Below are 21,108 nucleotides of genomic sequence, written 5' to 3'. Positions count from 1 at the left end.
TTATTGTTTTCTGCATGACCTGCCTCCTTGATTTTGGCTCTGAGTTGATTGTTTATGCTCTCAACTTAACCCACGTTTGCAAGGTAGGCAGGTCTGTTTTGTTTATGTGGCAACCATCATATCTAAAAAATTCCGAGCTGCAATCAGAAGCCATCAACCATCCTGGTCAACTGAAAGTTATTGGAAAAAGCGGTCTTCAGTACGGTTACATAGTTGTATTGAGCCCTGGAAAGGCTGGTTATTGCGTCAAGCAGATCAGATTCGCGCTGCAAGCCTTCGTCGTATTTCAACTGAGTAATTCGAAGGTTTTCCTCGGCCTGCTCAATGGAACGATTGGCTACATTGACATTTTCCAGACTCACTTGGAAGTCGATAAAGAGGTTATCAAGATCTGTGGTGAAGTTGTCTTTTAACTCCTCCAACTCATACCTCGTGGCCCGCGCCGACAGCTTGGCCTTGGTAACGCTTGCCTGGGTCGCATATCCTCGGAACAGATTCATGGACAGTACCAGCTGTGCCCGCAGTTCGTCATCATCGTAACTACCGTTACCACTGACATAATCGTCATCATAAAGCGTGTAGCTTCCGACCAGATCCAGTTTGGGGTAGTAGCCGCTCTTTTCACTTTTGGCCTGGGTCTCACTTACGCCGATTAAAGTTTCAAGGGCCTTGATCTCACTTCGTGTTTCCAGCATGCTCACTGTGTAGGCATCTTTATCCATCAGGGTCGGCAGTTCTTCAAATTCAGAAAAATTAAGATCGGACAATTCAATCCTGCTGCCAACCTGTCTTGATAAGACGTTAACACTTTTCTTCAGCCCGGCATCTGCACCCTTTAAAGTAATATCAGCGTTATCGTAATCCACCCGAAATTTAAGGAGTTCATTTTTACCAATCAACCCGACCTGGAACCTGCTCTCACCATCACGGTACACCCGCCCCAGCGTCTCAAAGGCTGACTGAGCCACCTTTTTATTGGCAAGTCGTTCATAGACTGCAAGGTAGGCGAGCGCTACACTGAGTTGCAGATCCTGCTGAATCCCTTCAAGACTGTACGCCTCAACTGCTCTCAGCATTTCCGCGGATTCAATATTATATTTATCACGAAAACCGGCAAAGATATTGTAGCTGACACTTCCATAAACGATCGAGTTCTGCTCGTTTTCATAGGTACCATCCTCATTGAGGGTATTGACAGTATAGGCGATGTCAACCGATGGCAGGTATGGGGCTTTGGCCAGAGTGATATCTTCTTCACTTTTGGCAAGGCGGGTAACATACTGCTCAACGACCTGCCTGTTACCAAGGGCCATCTTCTGCATTTCGGCAAGATCAATAGCCTCAGCGGTCGAGCAACAGAATAACAAGAGGACAAAAGTATTAATGAGCTTCATTTATTCGACTCCTTTCAAATCGGATGACAAAGGCAAGTAACGCCGGGATGACAAACAGAGTAAACATTGTAGAAACAGTAAGGCCTCCAAGAAGAATACTCCCCAGCCCACGATACAATTCACTACCAGAACCTGTGGCAATGACAAGCGGACTCATGGCAAGAACACTGGTTGTCGCGCTCATAAAGATTGGCCTGATCCTGGTTTTTACAGCGTCAGAGATGGCATCCAACCCCTGGAGCCCGTTATAACGAACATTATTGAGCGATTGGTGGACAATAAGAATTGCATTGTTCACCACCGTCCCGATCAAGATGATGAATCCCAACATGGCAAGAACATCAAACCCCTGTCTGGTGATAAAAGTATTAACCGCCAGCAGCCCGACAAAACCACCGGCCGCAGCGAGGGGTACAGTAAAAAGAATAATAAGCGGATAGAGAAAATTTTCAAAAAGAGCCGACAGGAGAAGATAGGTTATCAGCAGGGCCAGCAAGAGATTCCACTGTAACGCCTTGCCGGTTTCTACAAGTTTATCCGCATTTCCACCAATGGAGATGTTTACTCCACCCAGTTTACCCTCTGCAGTCAATGGACCAACCAGATCATTTTCAATTAATTCGATGGCACTCTGCAATGGAAGCGTTTCAGGCGGAGTGACCTGGAGAGTAATGGTTCTTTTACGCTCAAGATGGTTAATCTGAGGCATACTCTGACTGTACTGCAGATCAGCCACATCACCTACTTTAATCAGATCTCCGAAGTTATTCACAATGGTTGCCTGTAAAATACTCTCGGGACTGGTGAATTCAGTGTCGCTGCCTTTTACAACCAGGTCAATTTTTTTCACCCCGGCTGGACTGAAATCATCTATGCGCCTGCCGTCCATGAGCACATCGACATAGACCCCCAGATCCTGTTCAGTCAGCCCATTGGCTGCCAGTTTCTGCTTATTTGGTATAACAAGAATTTCTGGGTAACTTGTCTCAAGAGAGGGAATGGGACGAATCTGTGCCCCCTGAATCTTTTGACCGATCCCACCATACAGTGTCATTGCTGCAGCAGCTATGGTATCAATATCTTCTCCGGAGATATTCACCTCGACAGTTCTCCCCTCACCTAAACCCTGCTCAAAAATCCCCGCCTGGATACTCACGCCAAAAATTCCCGGGATGGAGTTCATGATCCTTGAAAAAAGAGGGATCAACTCACTTGCCCTTGTCTCATGGGTGGAAATTGCTCCAAAAAGGGTAAACCGATCCGCACCAACAAAAAACATCTGTTTGAGCTGAGGGAAGCCATCTTTGTTGTCTTCCTTAAAGTAGGGAGCAGACGCCTGGTATATCCCCTCACCTATCTCTTTAAACTTATCAACAGAATAGCCGGGAGGCGGAATAAGTATATTTAAAATAAGATTTCTGTTTCCCTGGGGCAGATATTCTGCAGGCGGCTTGAGAGTATAAATAGCCATTACAGATAAACTGGTAAACAGGACTACCGTGAGGAGTCGTGTGAACACATTTTTCAGGCAAAAATTGGAAACAGCCATGATAAATCTGACCATAATCGGGCCAATATAACTTTTCTGCAGGGTATTCTGGGCTTTGAGCTTCGAATTTCTATACAACAGGTTGATAAGTGTCGGAATGACTGAAATCGACACAAGAAGACTGATTACTATAGAAAAGGTGATCGCAATGGCGATGTCACGAAAAAGCTGCCCGGCCTCCTCCTGCATAAAAATAACGGGAAGAAAAACAGCGACCGTCGTCGCGGTAGATGCGAAAACCGCCCCCCACACCTCTTTGGCACCGATATACGCAGCCTCATAGGCGGTCTTACCAAGCTGTCGATGTCTATCAATATTTTCAAGAACGACAATGGAGTTATCAACCAGCATTCCCACCGCAAAAGATATACCTGCAAGGCTGACGACGTTGAGGTTCCGCCCCGACAGCCAGAGAAAAATAAAGGTCCCGATAACGGAGATCGGAATGGCAACGGCTGTTGCCAGGGTTGTTCTGATGCTTCGTAAAAACGTCAACAGCACGGCAACGGCCAGTAAGGCTCCCACCAGTACATTTTGTTTCACCAGGTCAAGAGAGGTGTTAATGTAACTCCGCTGGTCATAGACAAGCTCTATGTTGAGGCCATGCTCTCCCATAATCCCGTCATTTAAACGTTTTACTTCGGCCTCTACCCTGTCGCTCATCTCCAGAACGTTAGCCCCTGTCTCTTTCCTGAGACCAACCACCAGAATCTGCTGGCCATTATGCAAGACTGCTGCCGACTCTTTCTGATAGCCCTTAGCAACAGTTGCCACGTCACGGAGATAAACCCTTTTCAGGCCATCATCATAGATAACGACATCCAGAGCATCCTCAGCATTTTGAAACTGACCGATGGTCCGTATGCGATAATTTTTCCGACCAATCCCAAGAACACCCGCAGAGGTGGTGGTATTGGCCTGAACCACGACTCCCGATAATTGATTAATGCTGATTTTATTCTGGGCCATCTTCTCCATATCTAAGGTGATATGCAGTTCATCTTCGGTTCCACCAAAGATAAACATAGAGCCGACGCCTTTTATCCTCTCAAAATTCTGGCGAATATTATCCTCAAAAAAGGTCATAAAGTGGGTGATATCCTCTTTATTGTCTTCCTTGGGCTTTACCACCATCCAGACGACAGGCGAGCTATTTGCCCCCGCCGCCTCGATCACAGGTTTATCAGCATTATCAGGGTAATTAGAGACCTCATTGAGCTTATTGGACACCCGCAACAGGGCGTCAGACACATCAGTTTCAAGGGCGAACGAAAGCGTCACCTCGCCAAAACTGTTATAGCTGGAGCTCTCCATTTTTGTGAGTCCCTGCAAGCCTTTAAGAGCCTCCTCCTGCTTTTCTACAATCTCTTTTTCTATCTCAAAGGGGGTTGCACCGCCCCAGGTTGTCTGGACTGTGATTTCCGGCGTTTCGACATCTGGGGTCAACTGTATCGGCAATTGATTCAGACCGATGAGCCCAAAAGTAACCAGCAGGATGACCGCAACCGCCACCGATACCGGTTTCTCAAGTGAATACTTTACAATATCCATCACTTTCCTCCCACGACCATCACCGGCTGGTCAGGTCGCAAACGCTCATTACCTTCAATAACAAGAGGAAAACCAGGAGCTATATACGGGGTATCCGTTGCAACCATCTGCCCCATATAAGAAACAATATTTATCGGCATGATGGCTGCTTTGTCATCCTTTACCGTGTAGACAAAGTCCTTGCCCTGGAACTTAATCACAGCCGCACGACTCAGTACACTCAACTCTTTTTTCTCACTGCCTGGAACGAGAACATTGGCAGACATGTTCTGGGCAACAAAATCCATTGAAGGAACTTTGATTTTAAGAAAGATGTTTTTAGTTTTGATATCTGCAACCGGATCAATACCGAGCACTTCACCTTCAATCTCTTTGTCAAAGGCATTTAAGATAACGGGAACCTTTTCTCCAATTTCCACAAAACGGAGTAAATTTTCAGCAATGGGGGCACGAACAAACAGATCGTCCGACGAACCAAGGCTCACCAGGACTTTGCCCTGCTGCACCCAGGCTCCGGAGTCAACACCTTTAGTGAGAACCACTCCACCAAAAGGAGCACGGATAAATGAACGTTTCTGCTGCAGAAGCAATTTAGCAAGGCTATCCTCAACGGCACGTTTTTCCATCTGTGCGTCCTGATAGGAAAAATACGCATCATCAAAATCCTTTTCGCTCACCCCCTCACTGTTAAAGAGTCTTTCAAGCCGCTTATAATTTTTCTCCTGATTCTCAATGCGCAATTCTGTCTGGGCAATACGGGTTCTGGACAAGGCGATTTCCTTTTCCAGTATTTCCGTATTGAGCCGGACAAGCAGGTCGCCAGTTTTGACATGATCCCCCTGGCTAACTTTAATTTCCTCAACAAGTCCAACAACCTCCGTCGAGATATCACTGACTCTCTCATAATAGAGAACCCCTGTGACCGACTGGGTTGTAGCCACTTCTTTTTTCACAACCTCCCCAAGGACGACCTTGGCTGGTGGAGGCCCGGCGGCGTAAGCTGCAGAAGACAACAGAAAAATACTGATCATCACGATTTTTTTAAGCATCTCTTCCCTCACCCTTTATCTACGGATACATTTTCAACTCTATCTTTAATCAGGTGCAATACTTCTATGGTCTGTTCATATTTTCCAGGATCGATATCCTGTAAAATTGCTGCACGCATTTCATCGAACCCATCCCGGACCTTTTCACGAATCCGAAGCCCTTCCGGTGTCAGAAACACAAGACTTGCCCTTCTGTCCCCAGGGTTCTTTCTCCTCTCCACATAGTTTTTATTCTCCAGCCGATCAAGAAGCCGGGTTATATTCGCAGCACTTTTTCCCGTCACCAGGCAAAGCGAACGTTGGGTCTGCCCATGCTCGACAGCCATCGTTTTCAAGATTTTCAGCTGCTCGAGGGTAAGATCATATTTTTTCAACCACTGGTCGGCAAAGCTGCGCATCACCTGCGCTGTCATACTGATCAACTGTAACAACGAGTCATCTTTACAATCGTTTTTCATTCATTGCCCCATTAATATTTAACAAGGCAACAAATTACGCCACCCAGAAATTCCTGTCAAGAATCATCTTAAAATGGAGCAAAACTGGCAAAGACAGAATACATGAAAAAGAGCAGAGAGCTCACCTTTCAACAACAATAGGAAAACACTTCCATAAAATATCCAGGAGAGGGGCACCCTGGAGTAGACAGGTACAACAAAACGCACTACTATAAATCGCTAGATTCTCGACCACACGATGATGAGTTTTATCTGCAACAACTAACGCTCAGGAGGAGTCATGCTTCGATTTACTCGTTTTACTTTTCTTCTGTACACTTTTTTATTACCCGTTTTTTTTCTCAGTGGATGCGGCTACAACTCTCTTCAGGTAAAGGAAGAAAGTGTTTACAAGGCCTGGGCCGATGTCGAAGCGACCCTCCAGCGGAGAGGAGACCTGATCCCAAACCTCGTTGAAACGGTAAAAGGCTACGCCAAACACGAAGCTGAGACACTTGAAGCCGTTATAAACGCCAGGTCCAAAGCCTCCTCTGTTCAGCTCTCACCCGAAGATTTAAGCAACCCGGACGCCATGAGTCAGTTTCAAGCTGCCCAGGGAGGCCTATCGTCGGCCCTTGGCAGACTCATGGTCATCGTGGAAAGATATCCTGACCTCAAGGCCAACCAGAATTTTCTTGACCTGCAGACTCAACTCGAAGGCACAGAAAACAGAATTAATGTGGCCAGACAACGTTACAATGAGACCGTTGAAATGTTTAACGCATCGATCCGTAAATTTCCGGAAAGCCTTACCAATTCTCTCATTCTTCATTTAGACAGAAAAGAATACTACAAGGCTGACGAGGCCGCCAAAGAGGTACCCAAGGTTAAGTTTTAAACAGGTATAACAACCATGCTGAAAAAGATCTTCATCCTTTCTGTCATACAGGTTCTGCTCCTGCTTTTTATATCACAGTATTGCCTGGGCCTTGAAGTACCTGTTCTCGGAAAAAGGGTTAACGATTATGCGAATATGCTCAGCAGCTCCACAAAAGAGCACCTGGAAAATATCCTCACAACACTTGAGACGGAAGAATCCACCCAGTTGGCAGTATTGACTATCACATCCCTTGAAGGAGAAAGCCTTGAAGGTTTTTCCCTTCGGGTGGTGGAGGCCTGGCAACTCGGCCGGGACAAACTCGACAATGGAGCCCTTCTGCTTATTGCTAAAAATGACAGAAAAATACGTATAGAAGTAGGCTACGGACTGGAGGGTGTACTCACAGATCTCACGGCAGGCCGAATTATTCGTAACGTCATCACCCCCAGATTTAAAAATGGAGATTTCAATCAGGGCGTCATTGATGGCGTTTCTGCAATGATCGCTGCGGTACGTGGTGAATACAAAGGACAAGGCACCCAGCAGCAGAGTAGAGGCAACCAGGATGAGATTACAGGCTACCTGATCTTTATTCTCTTTTTCCTCTTCAATATTGGCAAGATTTTTGGTCGCAACAAAATCATAGGTGCCACAGCAGGGTCGGTCGCCCTTCCTGTTTTAACAAGTTTATTTGCCGGTTTTAGCTGGCCGCTTTTCCTCGCCCTTATTCCGGCTGGTTTCATCGCAGGCTACCTCGCCAGCATGCTCCTTGGCAGGACAGGTTCCCGCCCCACAAGAAGGATCAGCAGATCGAGCAAAAGCAGAAACTCCGACATTTTTCGTGGAGGCTTTGGCGGGGGCAGTTTTGGTGGAGGAGGAGGCTTTAGCGGGGGTGGCGGTGGTTTTGGCGGCGGTGGTTCGTCAGGAGGATGGTGATATGAAAAGCCTTGCGGAGTTATTCCTCACAAAGGAAGAGCAGGATAAAATCACGCTTGCCGTGCAGGCAGCTGAAAAAAGAACCACGGGAGAAATTGTTCCCATGGTCGTTACAAAAAGTGATGAGTACCCACTAGCGGCTTTAGTGTGTAGTGCATCTTTGTCCATCCCTTCAAGCCTGTTACTGTCCGTCATTATCGGGCAACGAATCTGGATTGGGCCAGAGAACATGTGGCTGTTTCTTGCCTTGTTTTCCCTTACTTTTCTTCCCCTTTATTTTTGGGTGCACCGCACAGACCGGTTGAAATATTATTTCCTCAATCAGGGCCATGTGGAAACCCAGGTCAGTAAATCGGCCCTCGCAGCCTTTTACAGTCAGGGGCTCTATAAAACAGCAGCGGACAACGGTATCCTCCTCTACATATCGGTACTGGAAAAAAAGGTCTGGATACTTGCCGATTCCGGGATCAACAGCAGGATCAGTCAGACAATCTGGGACAAGGTCGTCGATCAGCTCACTTATGGCATCAAACAAAAAAATCAATGTCAAGCTATCTGCTCTGCTATACAGAGCATCGGTGAAATCTTACAGGAACATTTCCCATATGAAAAAGGCGATAAGGACGAGCTGCATAATCTCATTATCGAATAAAATCTAAAAAGGCCACTACGAAACGTAATGGCCTTAAACCTTCATTTAAAGGATGAGAAAACTACCAAAAAACCTACTCCCTCTTTTCTCCCTCAAGAATATCCCGGCTCCATGAGATAGCAGCCATAGTCTGGGGAAAGCCGATGGTTGAAATCAACAGCAACAGAGTGTGGTAAATCTCCTCCTGTGAGGCTCCGGCTTTTTGCGCCCTTCTCGTGTGAGAGTGAACCGAACCTTCAGATTTGGAGGCAGCCGCCGCCGCCAGTTGGATGAGATGACTGGTTTTTTCATCGAGAGGGCCACTTTCTCTTACAGTGGTTCCCAGCTTTTCAAGGGCACTAAAGACTTCCGGATACCGCGTCGAAATATCCTGATAGGTACTACTTTTGATATTATCTTTCGCCATGTCAGTTCCTGTTATTTGTATTTACTCCAATCCCGGCAGTAACATTCTTCTTGAATGCCGGGCGCTTTTTAGCTTTGTTCTCACCCATCATATCGCTTAATACGATAAGGCGATTGTAAAGATTTTCACTGGACGTTCCAGAAAAACAGGTAAAAACGCATTTTGTCCCTGCAGATGGACTCTTTTCATCTATAAAGGTTCATCCCGCCGACCCACCTTGCTGCGGTACAGCGACCATCTCCCAGACAAGGGCCAGGCGAACGTCAAAGATATCCGAGCGCCTTGGCTTTATGGCAAAGGTTTCGATTTCGTAATTATCTCTTTCAAAATCATCTCCAAGCTCCATTATCTGTTCTTCGATCTCGGCTGCCAGCTCCTCAAGCTCCTCCTGTACCTCAAACACCTCCTGTTCTGCCCGTTTAACATCACTTTTTTCCTTGCTCACCCGACCAACGTTACGAATGCCAGTGGCAGCCTTGCTGATATTTGTGGCAGACAATGCCTTGCGGCCAAAAAAGGCACCCACTATTGCAGCACCAAAGGAGATGAGGGTATCCGTTGTCTTGGACTGGACATCCTGCTGTTCTTTTTCGACCTTGGCCATGGCCCGGTCCAGCTTTTGCTCCAGCCTCTCCTGCTTAACGCGATATTTTGCCTGAAGTTTTTCTACAGCCTCCTCTTTTTTCTCCCGCAGCAGGTCTCCCAGCACAACAGAAAAGTCCCCTTGTGACTGGCCAGGCAGTGATTCCAGATTCAACGACGCCACGCGGAACAGTTCGAGTTTTTTATTTTGATAGAGATAGTCGGCAAAAGACTCCGACAGCTCTGAGAGATCTTTCATGTCCGCAAAGCCATCCGGTAGCGGATAGAAAAGACTATCTGCTGGAGGAGTGGTTAAACAGTCATCGAGGAAATATTCTGCATCAGGACCATTTTCCCAATCCAGCAAAGGAAAAGAGTCATCAAGGAGAAAATGCTGATTGATTTTTATCACTTCATCAATGTTTCTCTTGGCGTTATAAAAGCGTACCGAAGCCTGAACTGCAAGTTTAGGTTCAAAACATGGTCTGTCACTGAGGATAGTGTGCAAGTAATAGCGTTGCTCGATACCCTTGGCGATTACCGGAGCCATCCCCGGACCAACTTCAGGTCCAAATGCAGAGGAGACACCAACCTCAGGGAGACCTCCGTCATCTACCCGCTGACTTTTCATGGGAGCCATCAACTTTTTGATATCATTTGAAGAGATAGGTCCTTTGAGATAGGACATCGCCCAGCGGGTTTCAAAGAGAACTGGTTCGTCAAGATGGACAGAATTAAGGAGAAACTGCCTGCCTTTCATGTCGGAAAGCAGACGACGGACCTTGCTCATATCAAGTCTGCCATCGCTTGCCCCTACAATCCCCTCAACCACCTTCTCCTGGTCCTGCCTGGTCTGCAGTCGACCAACAAACCAGGTACCTATATTTGAAAGCCCCTTATAGTCCAGATCCACAGGATTCTGGGTGGAGAGAACCACCCCGATACCAAAAGCTCTCGCCTGCTTGAGCAGCAGCATCATCGGTTTTTTGGATGGAGGGTTCGCCGTCGGAGGAAAATAACCAAAGATCTCGTCCATATAGAGAAGCGCCTTAAGCGATGAAGAGCCCTGCTGCCTGCGCATCCAGCCAATAAACTGGTTGAGGAGCATGGTCACAAAAAACATCCTTTCTGTATCGCTGAGGTGGGCGATTGAAAAAATCGCCGTTCGGGGCAAACCGTTATCTCCGTAGAGTATCCTTTGAATATCAAGCGGTTCGCCTTCTGTCCATGCACTGAACGTAGGGCTCGCAAGAATATTATTGAGCGTCATCGCCAGAGACATTCGCTCACTCTGGGGGTAAAAGGTATCTAAAGAGAAAACTCCCACCTTGGAGAAGGGCGGATTAACAATCTGACCAATGACTGACTCCATGGAGAGATCTTCTCCCCTCCGCCAGAAATGCAGAAGAAGAGAACTGAGCAGGATATGTTCTTTGCTCTGCAGAGGGTCCCCTGAGATATTAACCAGCGCAAGCAGACTGGTGGTGGTGGCGTTAACGAGGCTATTTAAGGTGTCTGTGTCGCGTAATACGCTCTCATCGGGTGCTGAAAAACCACTAAGCACAGAAACCGGCACCCCGGCACTGCTACCCGGGGTGTAGATGGTCATAGTTGTTTTTGAACGTAGGCTTTTAACCCGTTCCGCTCCCTGCCCCCAGGAAGCGAGACCCTCTTTCCAGGTTGTCGCGGTAGCGGCTGCAAACTCTTCAACAGACATTTCTTTTCGCGCAGCCTCTGCAGGATCAACCCATGGTTGATAATCTTCCGGTCTTCCTTCAGGAAAGGTCAACAGCAGGTTTCCCATGTCTCCTTTAGGATCGATCACAATCGAGGGCACATTGTCCATGATCGCCTCTTCGATGAGCCCAATCCCCAGCCCGGTCTTACCACTGCCCGTCATACCTATGATGACGCCATGGGTAGTCAGATTTTTGTTTTTATAGAGAAAGGGTACATCAGAAGCGACCCCGCTTTCAAAATCAAGCTCCCTGCCAAGATACAAGAGTCCTAACTTCTCATATGGGTATTGTTTATTCATGGGTTGCGTTCTCCTTTAAACAATTGTATTTGCGCTACAACAAATCATTTTACTCAGTACTGTTAACACGAATCGTTAATAATTCAACAATTTGTCACTGTTATTTACTCTTCGTTTACATTGTCTCACCGGTTTGAATGGTTATTTATTTTCAGGGAAATTATAGTCGATTCAATGTTTACATTTGCCGGTAAAAATGGTTCAGTTTACAGTAATTATTAATATCGTTTCATGGTGTCATAAGAGGTCTGCACCATTCCAGTAAAGGTGCAGAGCAGTTCAACTGCCTGGCATTGCCGCCTCCCTGACAGCATGTAAGCAAAATAAATCCACAGAGGTTTTCCCGTATCATGAAAACATTTCACATAAAAAAAGGTCTCGACATTCCAATATCAGGGGCTCCGTCCGGACCAATCCGAGAAGGGAACAAAGTCGGTCAAGTGGCCCTGGTAGCTGACGACTACATCGGTATGAAACCGACGATGCTGGTCAAAGAAGGTGACAGAGTCGCCCTCGGCCAGCCAGTGTTTACCGATAAGAAAAACGAGGGTATTATTTTTACCTCCCCGGGTTGCGGTATTGTCTCCTCCATAAATAGAGGCGCAAAACGAAAATTTGAATCCATCATTATCCGCCTCGACGGTGATGAGACTGTTACCTTTTGTGATCCGGAAAAAGGCTTTGAATCATACACACAGGAGGAGATCAGGGAGATCCTCATCAAATCCGGCCTGTGGACAACCATCAGGACCAGGCCTTACGGCAAAAATCCTGGTATCACCTCAAGTCCCTCCTCGCTTTTCATCACCGCATCGGACAGTTCCCCCCTTGCCGCCGACCCACAGGTTATTATAGGCGACGCACCCGAGAGCTACCAGCTTGGACTGAGAGTACTGCGAAAATTCTTGCTCTGCCCTATCCATTATTGCACAGGGGCGACAAAGCTTCTGGACTGTGAGCAAATCGACGGCATCGACTACTATTCTTTTCAAGGCCCTCATCCATCCGGACTACCTTCCACTCACATACACTTTATCGATCCGGTCAGTGAAAATAAAACAGTCTGGCATATAGGCTATCAGGATGTCATCGGCATCGGTCATCTTTTTGCAAGCGGCCAGCTTCTCGCAGAAAAAATCGTGGCACTCTGTGGAACAGGTACTCTCAATCCGGGGCTGGTACGAACCAGAATAGGGGCGAATCTTCACGAACTCTGCAGAAGAGAATTATCCCTGGAAGATCTGAGAATTATTTCAGGGTCGGTGCTCAGCGGTCGGGAATGTCACGAAAACATTGGTTTTATCGGCAGGTTTCACGATCAGGTCTCTGTCATTTTAGATTCATCGGGTCGATCGATCTTTAACTGGCTCCTGCCCGGTCTGAAAAGATTTTCAACCCGGCCTGTGTTCGCCTCGGCCTATGTCAAGGACCTCAAACTGCCAATGAACACCGCTTTATGGGGTGGAAAGAGAGCCATTTATCCACTTGGCACCTACGACGAAGTTATGCCGCTGGATATCATCGCAACCTCTCTGCTGAAGTCTATTTCCAAGGGAGATACAGAAAAATCCATAGCCCTCGGATGCCTTGAACTCATCGAGGACGATCTTGGACTCTGCGGTTTTGTCTGTCCCGGTAAAAACGAATTTGGCCCGGTTCTGCGCGACGTGCTGACTGCAATCGAGCTGGGTGGCTAATCTCTGTCAAACGACAATTTCTTTATAAGGTAATAGTTTACTTATGAAATTTTTAAGCAAATTCATGGAAAACCTGGGGGTGCATTTTGAAAAAGGCGGCCCTCTGGAACGCTGGTACCCTCTGTATGAGGCGTTTGATTCCTTTCTTTTTGGTTCAAACCAGACCACAAAAATAGCGCCCCATGTCCGTGATTCCATCGACCTGAAACGAATTATGACTACGGTACTGATCGCGCTTTTACCCTGCACGCTCATGGCCATGTGGAACACCGGCTATCAGGCAAACCTGGCCCTTGAGGCCGCAGGGATGTCGTCTTTTGAGGGATGGCGAGGTGCAATTATGGCAACTATCGGCTGTAATTCGGCAAGTCTTACCTCAAACTTTGTCCACGGCTCTCTCTATTTTTTACCCATTTATATTGTAACTATGATTGTGGGCTCGATCTGGGAAGGGCTGTTTAATATCATTCGCGGCCATGAATTTTCTGAAGCCTTTCTGGTCACCGGCCTGTTATTCTCTCTGACATTGCCACCTTCAATTCCGTTATGGCAGGTTGCCGCTGGTGTCAGTTTTGGACTGGTCTTTGCAAAAGAAGTTTTTGGCGGGGTTGGTCGCAATTTCATGAATCCAGCTCTGGTTTCACGGGCCTTTATCTACTTTGCCTACCCAGCGCAGATCACAGGAGATACCGTCTGGACTGCAGTGGATGGTGTGTCAAGTGCCACACCCCTCGGTCAGGCCGCCGCCGCTCAAGTAGGCCAGGTAATGACCAGCATGGACGTCACCTGGATGCAGTCTTTTCTTGGTACTATTCCTGGTTCCATGGGTGAGACCTCTACCCTCGCCTGCCTTTTTGGAGCCTTCGTTTTACTGATCACCCGTATCGCTCCATGGCGGGTGATGGCTTCGACCCTCATTGGCGGCCTGCTTGCTTCCAGTTATTTCTACTTTCAACAGAGCGCCACCAATCCACTCTGGGCGATCCCACCCCACTGGCACCTGGTTATGGGTGGCTTTGCATTTGGTCTGGTATTTATGGCTACAGACCCTGTATCCGCTGCTCATACGCATACCGGGCAGTGGCTATATGGGCTGCTGATAGGGAGTATCGCTATAATGATCCGGGTTGCCAACCCCGCTTACCCTGAAGGAATCATGCTCGCGATTCTTCTTGGAAACGTCTTTGCACCACTTTTTGACTATTTTGTAATCCGAGCTAACATCAAGAGAAGGATGGTACGACATGGCTGATGAACACCCTCTCAAACCATTTTATTCCGTTCTGGTTCTGGCCTTTGTCTGCTCAGCCCTGGTGGCTGGCGCAGCCGTTGGACTGCGCCCCATGCAGGAAGCCAACCGGATCACTGACCAGAAAAAGCATATCCTCTACGCGGCAGGCCTCTACGACAGCACAAAAAGCATCGAGGAGATGTTTAGCCCAATAGAGACAAAGGTTGTGGAACTGGCCACAGGAAAATTCATTTCCAAAGATGTCATTGACCCGGCAACATTCAAACAAGCCAAGGCTGCAATGACAGAAAAATATGGCCAAAGCCTTGCAACGAATGAAGATATTGCCAAGATAAGACGTCTTGAAAAATACTCAGTTGTCTACCTGGTTGTCAAAGACGGGACGACCGAGCAGATCATCCTGCCGGTGCGGGGTAAAGGACTCTGGTCGACCATGTATGCTTATGTCGCCCTTGATGCTGACATGACCTCCATCCGGGGTGTCTCTTTCTACGAACACGGTGAAACCCCTGGCCTTGGTGGAGAGATTGAAAACAAGACCTGGCAGGAGGGCTGGGAGAACAAACTCATCTACTCAGGCGATGGCGAGGTTGCTCTCGGTTTTGCCAAGGGTAAATCCTCAAAAACCGGCGAAGCCGCCAGGTATGAAATTGATGGTCTTTCAGGCGCGACACTCACCACAAAAGGGGTCGATAGTCTTATGGAATTCTGGTTTGGAGACCACGGCTTTAAACCTTTTATCACCAACATGAAGAAGGAACACTCCAATGGCTGAAAGTAATAAGGAGCTCCTCTCCCGCTCCATTTTTAAACGTAACCCCATAGCCCTGCTGGTTCTTGGCATCTGTTCCGCCCTTGCGGTAACCGGCCAGATGACCACAGCATTTGTCATGTCGATCTGCGTCACTCTGGTTGTTGCTTTTTCAAGCATGACCATCAGTATTGTACGCTTTCAGATCCCAAGCAGTGTGAGGATAGGATTGCAGATCACTGTTATTGCGACCCTTGTTATTTTAGTGGATCAGGCGCTCAAGGCATTCTACTTTGACCTCTCCAAGCAGCTCTCTATCTATGTTGGTTTAATCATTACCAACTGCATAGTGATGGGTCGGGCCGAGGGTTTTGCAATGTCAAACCCTCCCATTCCAAGCTTTATTGACGGCCTCGGTAATGGCCTTGGCTATGGCTTTATCCTTATGTCTGTCGCCTTTGTACGTGAGCTCTTAGGTTCAGGATCTCTTTTTGGTTACGAAATTCTGCAACTGACAACCAACGGCGGCTGGTACATACGAAACGGTCTTCTGGTGTTGCCTGCAAGTGCTTTTTTCCTTATCGCGCTTCTCATCTGGCTACTTCGTAGCATTGATCCCGAACAACAGGAGAGTGAATAATGGCACATTATTTAGATATTATTATTCGTTCTATTTTCCTGGAAAACCTGCCTCTGAGCTTTTTTCTTGGGATGTGCACCTTTCTCGCCATTTCAAAGCAGGTGAAAACCGCCATGGGCCTTGGAGTGGCTGTTCTTGTTATCCAGGTTATCACGGTCCCAATAAACAACCTCATTCTCAACTATCTGCTCAAACCGGGCGCGCTTACCTGGGCCGGACACCCAGAACTCGACCTGAGTTTTCTGGGTCTTCTTACCTATATTGCAATCATAGCTGCGGTGGTGCAGATTCTTGAAATGGTGCTCGACCGATTTATTCCAACACTCTACAATACCCTTGGAATATTCCTGCCACTCCTCACTGTAAACTGTGCCATCTTTGGCGGTACACTTTTCATGGTGGAACGGGATTACACCTTTCCCGAATCCATTGCCTACGGCTTTGGCTCCGGAGCCGGTTTCTTCCTGGCGGTGGTGTGTCTGGGTGGTATCAGGGAGCGTCTTGAATATGCCGATCCACCTGCGGGCCTAAGGGGCCTAGGTCTTACCTTTATCTCTGCAGGTCTCATGGCAATTGCCTTTATGGGTCTTGCCGGTATGGAAATGTAAACCGGTTTTACCGGTGTAAAAGAGAACACGAGGAAATCAGGCAATGATGGAAATATATTTTGGAGTGGGCTGTTTTTTAGCAATTCAGTTCATCCTGGTCACTTTTATCGTAGTTGCTAAAAAGACCCTGCTCCCCAGCGGCCAAGTCCAGATAGATATTAATGGAGAGAAAAAGTTTGAGGCCAATCCCGGCGGGAAACTCCTCACTACCCTGGCTGAGCAGGGTGTTATTCTCTCCTCGGCCTGTGGAGGTGGTGGAAGCTGCGGACAATGCAAGTGTATTATAACCGAAGGTGGAGGTTCTATTCTCCCCACGGAAAAAGGCAAGATCAATAACCGGGAAGCCAAACAGGGCATGCGTCTTTCCTGCCAGGTCGCCGTGAAGCGGGATATGAAGATCAAGGTGCCACCCGATATGCTGGATGCCAAAAAATGGCAATGCAAGGTTGTTTCCAACAACAACGTTGCAACCTTTATCAAAGAACTGGTCATTGGCCTGCCAGAAGGGGAGCAGGTGGATTTCAAGGCTGGCGGCTATATCCAGATTGAGGTACCCCCCCACACAATCAACTACGAGAATTTTGATATTGATGAGCGTTTTCTGGCCGACTGGACCAAATTCAAGATGTTCCAGTATAAATCTCACGTCTACACGCCTGTAACAAGAGCCTACTCAATGGCCAACTACCCCGGGGAAAAAGGAATCATCAAACTCAATGTGAGGATCGCCAGTCCACCTCCCGGCCAGCAGGCAATTCCCCCGGGTCAGGTTTCCTCGTATATCTTTAATCTTCAGCCGGGTGATGATGTTACCATCGCGGGTCCTTTCGGTGAGTTCTTCATGGACGACAGCGACTCGGAAGTCCTTTTAGTAGGGGGCGGTGCTGGTATGGCGCCTCTTCGCAGCCACATCTTTGATCTGTTTAAGGGCAAGCATACCAAGCGTAAGGTCTCCTTCTGGTATGGTGGAAGAAGCATGAAGGAATGTTTTTATCTGGATGAGTTTGAAGAAATCGAAAAAAATAATGATAATTTCTCATTCCACCTTGCTCTCTCTGATCCTCAGCCCGAGGATAACTGGACCGGACACACCGGTTTTATCCATCTCGTGCTCCTCGAAGAGTACCTCAAGGATCATCCGGCTCCGGAAGATATCAACTACTATCTCTGCGGTCCTCCCATGATGAATCAGGCTGTATTTGAAATGCTGGACAATCTTGGTGTTGAAAGTGACAATATACACTACGATGATTTTGGCGGCTAAGTACAATGATGATTAGGGTGTCAATATGCTAACATTTATTCTCTCACTGCTGCTTACCTTTACCCTTATTCTTGGTACTGCTTTACTAATCAGCTATTGCAAAAGGAGACAGGCCAGGACCAATCACGGACTCACCGGCATGTGTCACAAATCCGGAGGAGCCATGGGAAGTTGTTGCAGCGCTAAGCTGTTTGAAGGAAAAGGGGCCGGCTGCTCTTTTAAATCCAGCAAATAAGAGACGTTCACAATTACCAAAATAAAGATATAGAAAAGGGGCTGCAACCATAGGATTGCAGCCCCTTGACTTATCCGCCAATCCGCCAGTTATTCTTTTTCGTACTCAGGGTAGTCGGTATACCCTTCAGGTCCGGGTGTATACCAGAGACTCATGTCATCATAGGGATTGAGCGGCCAGTCATTTTTTAGACGGTCAACGAGATCTGGATTGCTTATAAAAGGGCGACCCATTGCTACAATATCGGCAGTTCCGGCACTCAGCCTCTTTTCCGCATCTGCTTTTGTGTAACCGCAGTTACCAATAATCACACCACGGTAGTGTTCTCTGAATTCCGCAAGTGTCATAGGCTCTCCCTGTTCATGAAAACCAAAAGCAAGGCCGTCCATAATATGAACGTAGCCCAGATCTAGAGTATCGAGTTGTTTGATAACATGCAGATAGGTCTCCCGGAAATCGCTGCTCCCCATATCATTAAAAACCCCATTTGGGGAAAGTCGTACTCCCACTCTTTTAGAGGGCCATACCTCCATTACTGCGGCAAGGACTTCCCCAAGCAACCGATACTTATTTTGAATGCTCCCACCATATTGGTCAGTGCGCTGGTTGGTTTTAGAATCAAGAAACTGATTCAGCAGGTAGCCGTTGGCGCTGTGCACCTCAATACCTGAAAAGCCGGCATCTTTTGCATTTTGTGCAGCAACTCGGTAATCATTTATAAGAGATGAGATTTCAGCGGTTTCCAGTGCCCTTGGAACCTCATATTCTTTTGTACCTTTTGGAGTATGAATCTTATCTCCATTAAGCTTGACGGCAGAGGCAGAAACCGGCAATTTGCCACCATGAAAATCACTGTGCGATGCCCTGCCACAGTGCCACATCTGCAGGAAAATCGGAGTTCCTTTCTTCTGTAGTGGCCCTGTGACCTTCTTCCAGCCCTCAACCATTTTCTCTGTATATATTCCAGGAGATCCAATCCAGCCTATCCCCTGCTCGGAAACCACTGTCGCTTCGGTAATAAGAAGTCCCGCCGAAGATCGCTGCAGGTAATACTCAGCCATCATATCATTTGGGATCCTGCCCTCTCCTGCCCGCCCTCTGGTAAGCGGAGCAAGTGCAATCCTGTTTTTTATTTTCAGATCACCAATTAGCAATTCGTCAAAAAGTGTCGTCATTATCTTCATCCTCTATTTTATAATTACGCCCCCATCGGGGCTTGCAAAAATTATAAGAAAGGTTTTCGAAAAGTCCTGCCACTTGAGCGATAAATTTATTTCCTGATATTTCACACCGTAAGACTTTTTTCTCTCCATTATGCCCGTCACCAAGCAACCGATCTCCTTAAAAGTGAGCTAAAAACAAATTTATACGTATTTAATTGACATTATCACAAAGTTAATGTTTAGTTTTTTACGTATTCACAAATGAACTAGATAAAAAGGGCAACATGGAAATTGATGACACAAATATTGAGATTCTTCGCCATTTAAAAGACGGAAGAAAATCTTTTAAGCTGATAGCCGAATCACTCTCTGTGACCGAAAATACAGTCAGAAGCCGGGTCAACAAACTACTGGATGAAGGAATCCTTAATTTCTCAGGAAATGTTGATGTAGACGCCCTGCCCGGACACAGCCTTCTGTACCTTGGCATTAAGCTCAAATCCATGGATTTGAAAAACAAAGCATCCCAGTTCAGTGGGCTGAGGGGGGTGGTATCGGCTGCAATTGTCACAGGCAGATACGACATCATCCTGCAGGTACTGCTGGGCAGCGATTATAACCTGCTGGAATTTGTAACAGAGCAGGTTGCAAAGATTGAAGATGTTCAGACTGTAGAAAGTTTTATCGTATACAAAGGATATAACCTAAAGGTTCCGTACCTTCTTTAGGCAAGTCGGGTTTACATGTTCACAAGCAATTCTGACTTTCAGGATCAACAGCGAACAAAAAAACCATTTCACCCACATCAAAGGAGATCGTAATGATTGTTGGAATTTTAAAAGAAATAAAAGTACTCGAGAAAAGAGTCTGTATGGTACCTACCGGCGTTGCAACCATGATTGCAAACGGTCACAAGGTAATCGTTGAAAAAGATGCGGGTGCAGGTGCAGGTTATCCCGATGCTGACTACGTTGCAGCAGGTGCATCTATTGCTGCCACTCCAGCAGAGGTATATGCTGCCTGTGACATGGTTATGCACGTTAAAGAGCCACAGCCTTCTGAGTACGGTATGATTCGTGAAGGACAAATAGTGTTCACCTATCTGCACCTCGCAGCCGACCTTCCACAGACTGAAGCTCTCATCAAAGCAAAATCCATCAATATCGCCTATGAAACCATCGAAAAAGAAGATGGCTCCCTGCCACTTCTCATACCTATGAGTGAAGTAGCGGGTCGTATGGCCGCACAGGAAGGCGCAAAATACCTGGAAATGCCACAGGGCGGTATGGGCATTCTGCTTGGTGGTGTTAAAGGTGTTGCTCCTGCAACTGTCGTTGTTATCGGTGGTGGTGTTGTTGGTATTAATGCTGCAAAAATGGCAGCTGGCCTTGGCGCTCAGGTTTACATTCTTGATACAAACCTCGAAAGACTCGCATACCTAGACGACGTTATGCCAGCAAATGTATTCCCTATAATGTCAAACCCTGCAATCTTAAGACAATATGTCACCAAGGCTGATCTCGTTATCGGTGCTGTACTTATCCCTGGTACTAAAGCTCCTAAGCTGATCACCAAAGATATGCTCAAAGACATGAAAGATGGCTCCGTGATCGTTGACGTTGCCATTGATCAAGGCGGATGTATCGAAACCTCCAAAGCAACCACCCACGCTGAGCCAACCTATATCATTGATGGTGTTGTTCACTATTGCGTTGCCAACATGCCTGGTGCCGTTGCAAAAACATCTACACTGGCACTCACCAACGCAACCCTTCCATATGCTGTAGCAATTGCCAATAAAGGCTGGAAAAAGGCTGCTATCGAAAATCTTGAGATCGCACGCGGACTCAACGTTGTTGAAGGGAAGGTTACCTACAAAGGTGTTGCAGACGCTTTCGGTCTCGACTACACCCCAGCAGCTGAGGTGCTGAAGTAATTCTTAATTCCCACCTGCAGTAACAACAAAGGCCGACTCTTAGGTAAGAGTCGGCCTTTGTTGTCTTAGCCTCTCTGTATCAGGCACA

General features: G+C 47.1%; 19 protein-coding genes. 12 read left to right on the top strand and 7 right to left on the bottom strand.

What is annotated here, in order from left to right:
* Positions 1-143: 143 nt before the first annotated feature.
* The 4 genes from FCL48_RS13400 to FCL48_RS13385 are packed head-to-tail and all read right to left on the bottom strand — an operon-like array spanning position 144 to position 6,001.
* On the bottom strand, positions 144-1,394 hold the full coding sequence (locus FCL48_RS13400) for a TolC family protein (RefSeq protein ID WP_136872793.1): 1,251 nt from the start codon (positions 1,392-1,394) through the stop codon (positions 144-146).
* The gene (locus FCL48_RS13395; RefSeq protein WP_136872792.1) at positions 1,381-4,494 is read right to left on the bottom strand and encodes an efflux RND transporter permease subunit; all 3,114 of its coding nucleotides are present in this window, start codon (positions 4,492-4,494) and stop codon (positions 1,381-1,383) included. Before FCL48_RS13395 ends, FCL48_RS13400 begins: the two co-directional genes overlap by 14 nt.
* Positions 4,494-5,543 (bottom strand): efflux RND transporter periplasmic adaptor subunit, encoded by a 1,050-nt coding sequence (locus FCL48_RS13390; RefSeq protein WP_136872791.1) that lies wholly within the window; start codon positions 5,541-5,543, stop codon positions 4,494-4,496. Before FCL48_RS13390 ends, FCL48_RS13395 begins: the two co-directional genes overlap by 1 nt.
* An 8-nt stretch (positions 5,544-5,551) precedes the next feature.
* Positions 5,552-6,001 carry a MarR family winged helix-turn-helix transcriptional regulator gene (locus tag FCL48_RS13385; protein WP_136872790.1) on the bottom strand — a complete coding sequence of 150 codons (450 nt, stop codon included), beginning with the start codon at positions 5,999-6,001 and terminating at the stop codon, positions 5,552-5,554.
* 280 nt (positions 6,002-6,281) lie between these two features.
* Here FCL48_RS13385 and FCL48_RS13380 point away from each other — a divergent pair, with 280 nt between their 5' ends.
* The 3 genes from FCL48_RS13380 to FCL48_RS13370 are packed head-to-tail and all read left to right on the top strand — an operon-like array spanning position 6,282 to position 8,448.
* Complete coding sequence (locus tag FCL48_RS13380; RefSeq protein ID WP_136872789.1) at positions 6,282-6,878, top strand: LemA family protein; 597 nt, start codon at positions 6,282-6,284, stop codon at positions 6,876-6,878.
* A gap of 15 nt (positions 6,879-6,893) precedes the next feature.
* Complete coding sequence (locus FCL48_RS13375; protein WP_136872788.1) at positions 6,894-7,796, top strand: YgcG family protein; 903 nt, start codon at positions 6,894-6,896, stop codon at positions 7,794-7,796.
* Positions 7,729-8,448: a TPM domain-containing protein gene (locus FCL48_RS13370; RefSeq protein WP_240744843.1), complete on the top strand. Its 720-nt coding sequence runs from the start codon at positions 7,729-7,731 to the stop codon at positions 8,446-8,448. Before FCL48_RS13375 ends, FCL48_RS13370 begins: the two co-directional genes overlap by 68 nt.
* A 73-nt stretch (positions 8,449-8,521) precedes the next feature.
* Here FCL48_RS13370 and FCL48_RS13365 read toward each other — a convergent pair whose 3' ends face one another.
* The gene (locus tag FCL48_RS13365) at positions 8,522-8,854 is read right to left on the bottom strand and encodes a carboxymuconolactone decarboxylase family protein (protein ID WP_136872786.1); all 333 of its coding nucleotides are present in this window, start codon (positions 8,852-8,854) and stop codon (positions 8,522-8,524) included.
* Positions 8,855-9,053: 199 nt separating this feature from the next.
* Positions 9,054-11,474, bottom strand: coding sequence for an ATP-binding protein (locus tag FCL48_RS13360; RefSeq protein WP_136872785.1), 2,421 nt, complete (start codon positions 11,472-11,474; stop codon positions 9,054-9,056).
* A gap of 350 nt (positions 11,475-11,824) precedes the next feature.
* Here FCL48_RS13360 and FCL48_RS13355 point away from each other — a divergent pair, with 350 nt between their 5' ends.
* The 7 genes from FCL48_RS13355 to FCL48_RS13325 are packed head-to-tail and all read left to right on the top strand — an operon-like array spanning position 11,825 to position 17,921.
* On the top strand, positions 11,825-13,171 hold the full coding sequence (locus FCL48_RS13355) for a Na(+)-translocating NADH-quinone reductase subunit A (protein ID WP_136872784.1): 1,347 nt from the start codon (positions 11,825-11,827) through the stop codon (positions 13,169-13,171).
* Positions 13,172-13,214: 43 nt separating this feature from the next.
* Positions 13,215-14,423, top strand: a complete 1,209-nt coding sequence (locus tag FCL48_RS13350; RefSeq protein WP_136872783.1) for an NADH:ubiquinone reductase (Na(+)-transporting) subunit B — start codon at positions 13,215-13,217, stop codon at positions 14,421-14,423.
* The gene (locus FCL48_RS13345) at positions 14,416-15,198 is read left to right on the top strand and encodes a Na(+)-translocating NADH-quinone reductase subunit C (protein WP_136872782.1); all 783 of its coding nucleotides are present in this window, start codon (positions 14,416-14,418) and stop codon (positions 15,196-15,198) included. Before FCL48_RS13350 ends, FCL48_RS13345 begins: the two co-directional genes overlap by 8 nt.
* Positions 15,191-15,814, top strand: coding sequence for an NADH:ubiquinone reductase (Na(+)-transporting) subunit D (locus FCL48_RS13340; RefSeq protein WP_136872781.1), 624 nt, complete (start codon positions 15,191-15,193; stop codon positions 15,812-15,814). The genes FCL48_RS13345 and FCL48_RS13340 overlap by 8 nt, the downstream gene beginning before the upstream one ends.
* Complete coding sequence (nqrE, locus tag FCL48_RS13335) at positions 15,814-16,422, top strand: NADH:ubiquinone reductase (Na(+)-transporting) subunit E (protein WP_136872780.1); 609 nt, start codon at positions 15,814-15,816, stop codon at positions 16,420-16,422. Before FCL48_RS13340 ends, nqrE begins: the two co-directional genes overlap by 1 nt.
* A gap of 43 nt (positions 16,423-16,465) precedes the next feature.
* Entirely contained in the window at positions 16,466-17,686 is a 1,221-nt protein-coding gene (gene nqrF, locus FCL48_RS13330) for an NADH:ubiquinone reductase (Na(+)-transporting) subunit F (protein WP_136872779.1), read from the top strand.
* A gap of 25 nt (positions 17,687-17,711) precedes the next feature.
* Positions 17,712-17,921: a hypothetical protein gene (locus FCL48_RS13325; RefSeq protein WP_136872778.1), complete on the top strand. Its 210-nt coding sequence runs from the start codon at positions 17,712-17,714 to the stop codon at positions 17,919-17,921.
* Positions 17,922-18,010: 89 nt separating this feature from the next.
* Here FCL48_RS13325 and FCL48_RS13320 read toward each other — a convergent pair whose 3' ends face one another.
* Positions 18,011-19,096, bottom strand: coding sequence for an alkene reductase (locus FCL48_RS13320; RefSeq protein ID WP_136872777.1), 1,086 nt, complete (start codon positions 19,094-19,096; stop codon positions 18,011-18,013).
* 272 nt (positions 19,097-19,368) lie between these two features.
* Between FCL48_RS13320 and FCL48_RS13315 the strand changes: the two genes are divergently transcribed.
* A complete protein-coding gene (locus tag FCL48_RS13315) occupies positions 19,369-19,812 on the top strand; it encodes an Lrp/AsnC family transcriptional regulator (protein WP_136872776.1) in 444 nt (147 codons plus the stop codon).
* Between the two features lie 92 nt (positions 19,813-19,904).
* On the top strand, positions 19,905-21,020 hold the full coding sequence (gene ald, locus FCL48_RS13310) for an alanine dehydrogenase (RefSeq protein WP_136872775.1): 1,116 nt from the start codon (positions 19,905-19,907) through the stop codon (positions 21,018-21,020).
* The last annotated feature ends 88 nt before the right edge of the window (positions 21,021-21,108 follow it).

Source organism: Desulforhopalus sp. IMCC35007, from assembly GCF_005116575.1.
GTDB lineage: Bacteria > Desulfobacterota > Desulfobulbia > Desulfobulbales > Desulfocapsaceae > Desulforhopalus_A.
The sequence above is the reverse complement of the archived record's forward strand: the minus strand, read 5'-3'. Positions and strand labels throughout refer to the sequence as shown.

Bases quoted from the DNA above. Each gene is read 5' to 3' on its own strand.
- FCL48_RS13400 (WP_136872793.1), bottom strand. From the start codon at position 1,394: ATGAAGCTCATTAATACTTTTGTCCTCTTGTTATTCTGTTGCTCGACC.
- FCL48_RS13395 (WP_136872792.1), bottom strand. From the start codon at position 4,494: ATGGATATTGTAAAGTATTCACTTGAGAAACCGGTATCGGTGGCGGTT.
- FCL48_RS13390 (WP_136872791.1), bottom strand. From the start codon at position 5,543: ATGCTTAAAAAAATCGTGATGATCAGTATTTTTCTGTTGTCTTCTGCA.
- FCL48_RS13385 (WP_136872790.1), bottom strand. From the start codon at position 6,001: ATGAAAAACGATTGTAAAGATGACTCGTTGTTACAGTTGATCAGTATG.
- FCL48_RS13380 (WP_136872789.1), top strand. From the start codon at position 6,282: ATGCTTCGATTTACTCGTTTTACTTTTCTTCTGTACACTTTTTTATTA.
- FCL48_RS13375 (WP_136872788.1), top strand. From the start codon at position 6,894: ATGCTGAAAAAGATCTTCATCCTTTCTGTCATACAGGTTCTGCTCCTG.
- FCL48_RS13365 (WP_136872786.1), bottom strand. From the start codon at position 8,854: ATGGCGAAAGATAATATCAAAAGTAGTACCTATCAGGATATTTCGACG.
- FCL48_RS13360 (WP_136872785.1), bottom strand. From the start codon at position 11,474: ATGAATAAACAATACCCATATGAGAAGTTAGGACTCTTGTATCTTGGC.
- FCL48_RS13355 (WP_136872784.1), top strand. From the start codon at position 11,825: ATGAAAACATTTCACATAAAAAAAGGTCTCGACATTCCAATATCAGGG.
- FCL48_RS13350 (WP_136872783.1), top strand. From the start codon at position 13,215: ATGAAATTTTTAAGCAAATTCATGGAAAACCTGGGGGTGCATTTTGAA.
- FCL48_RS13345 (WP_136872782.1), top strand. From the start codon at position 14,416: ATGGCTGATGAACACCCTCTCAAACCATTTTATTCCGTTCTGGTTCTG.
- FCL48_RS13340 (WP_136872781.1), top strand. From the start codon at position 15,191: ATGGCTGAAAGTAATAAGGAGCTCCTCTCCCGCTCCATTTTTAAACGT.
- nqrE (WP_136872780.1), top strand. From the start codon at position 15,814: ATGGCACATTATTTAGATATTATTATTCGTTCTATTTTCCTGGAAAAC.
- nqrF (WP_136872779.1), top strand. From the start codon at position 16,466: ATGATGGAAATATATTTTGGAGTGGGCTGTTTTTTAGCAATTCAGTTC.
- FCL48_RS13325 (WP_136872778.1), top strand. From the start codon at position 17,712: ATGCTAACATTTATTCTCTCACTGCTGCTTACCTTTACCCTTATTCTT.
- FCL48_RS13320 (WP_136872777.1), bottom strand. From the start codon at position 19,096: ATGACGACACTTTTTGACGAATTGCTAATTGGTGATCTGAAAATAAAA.
- FCL48_RS13315 (WP_136872776.1), top strand. From the start codon at position 19,369: ATGGAAATTGATGACACAAATATTGAGATTCTTCGCCATTTAAAAGAC.
- ald (WP_136872775.1), top strand. From the start codon at position 19,905: ATGATTGTTGGAATTTTAAAAGAAATAAAAGTACTCGAGAAAAGAGTC.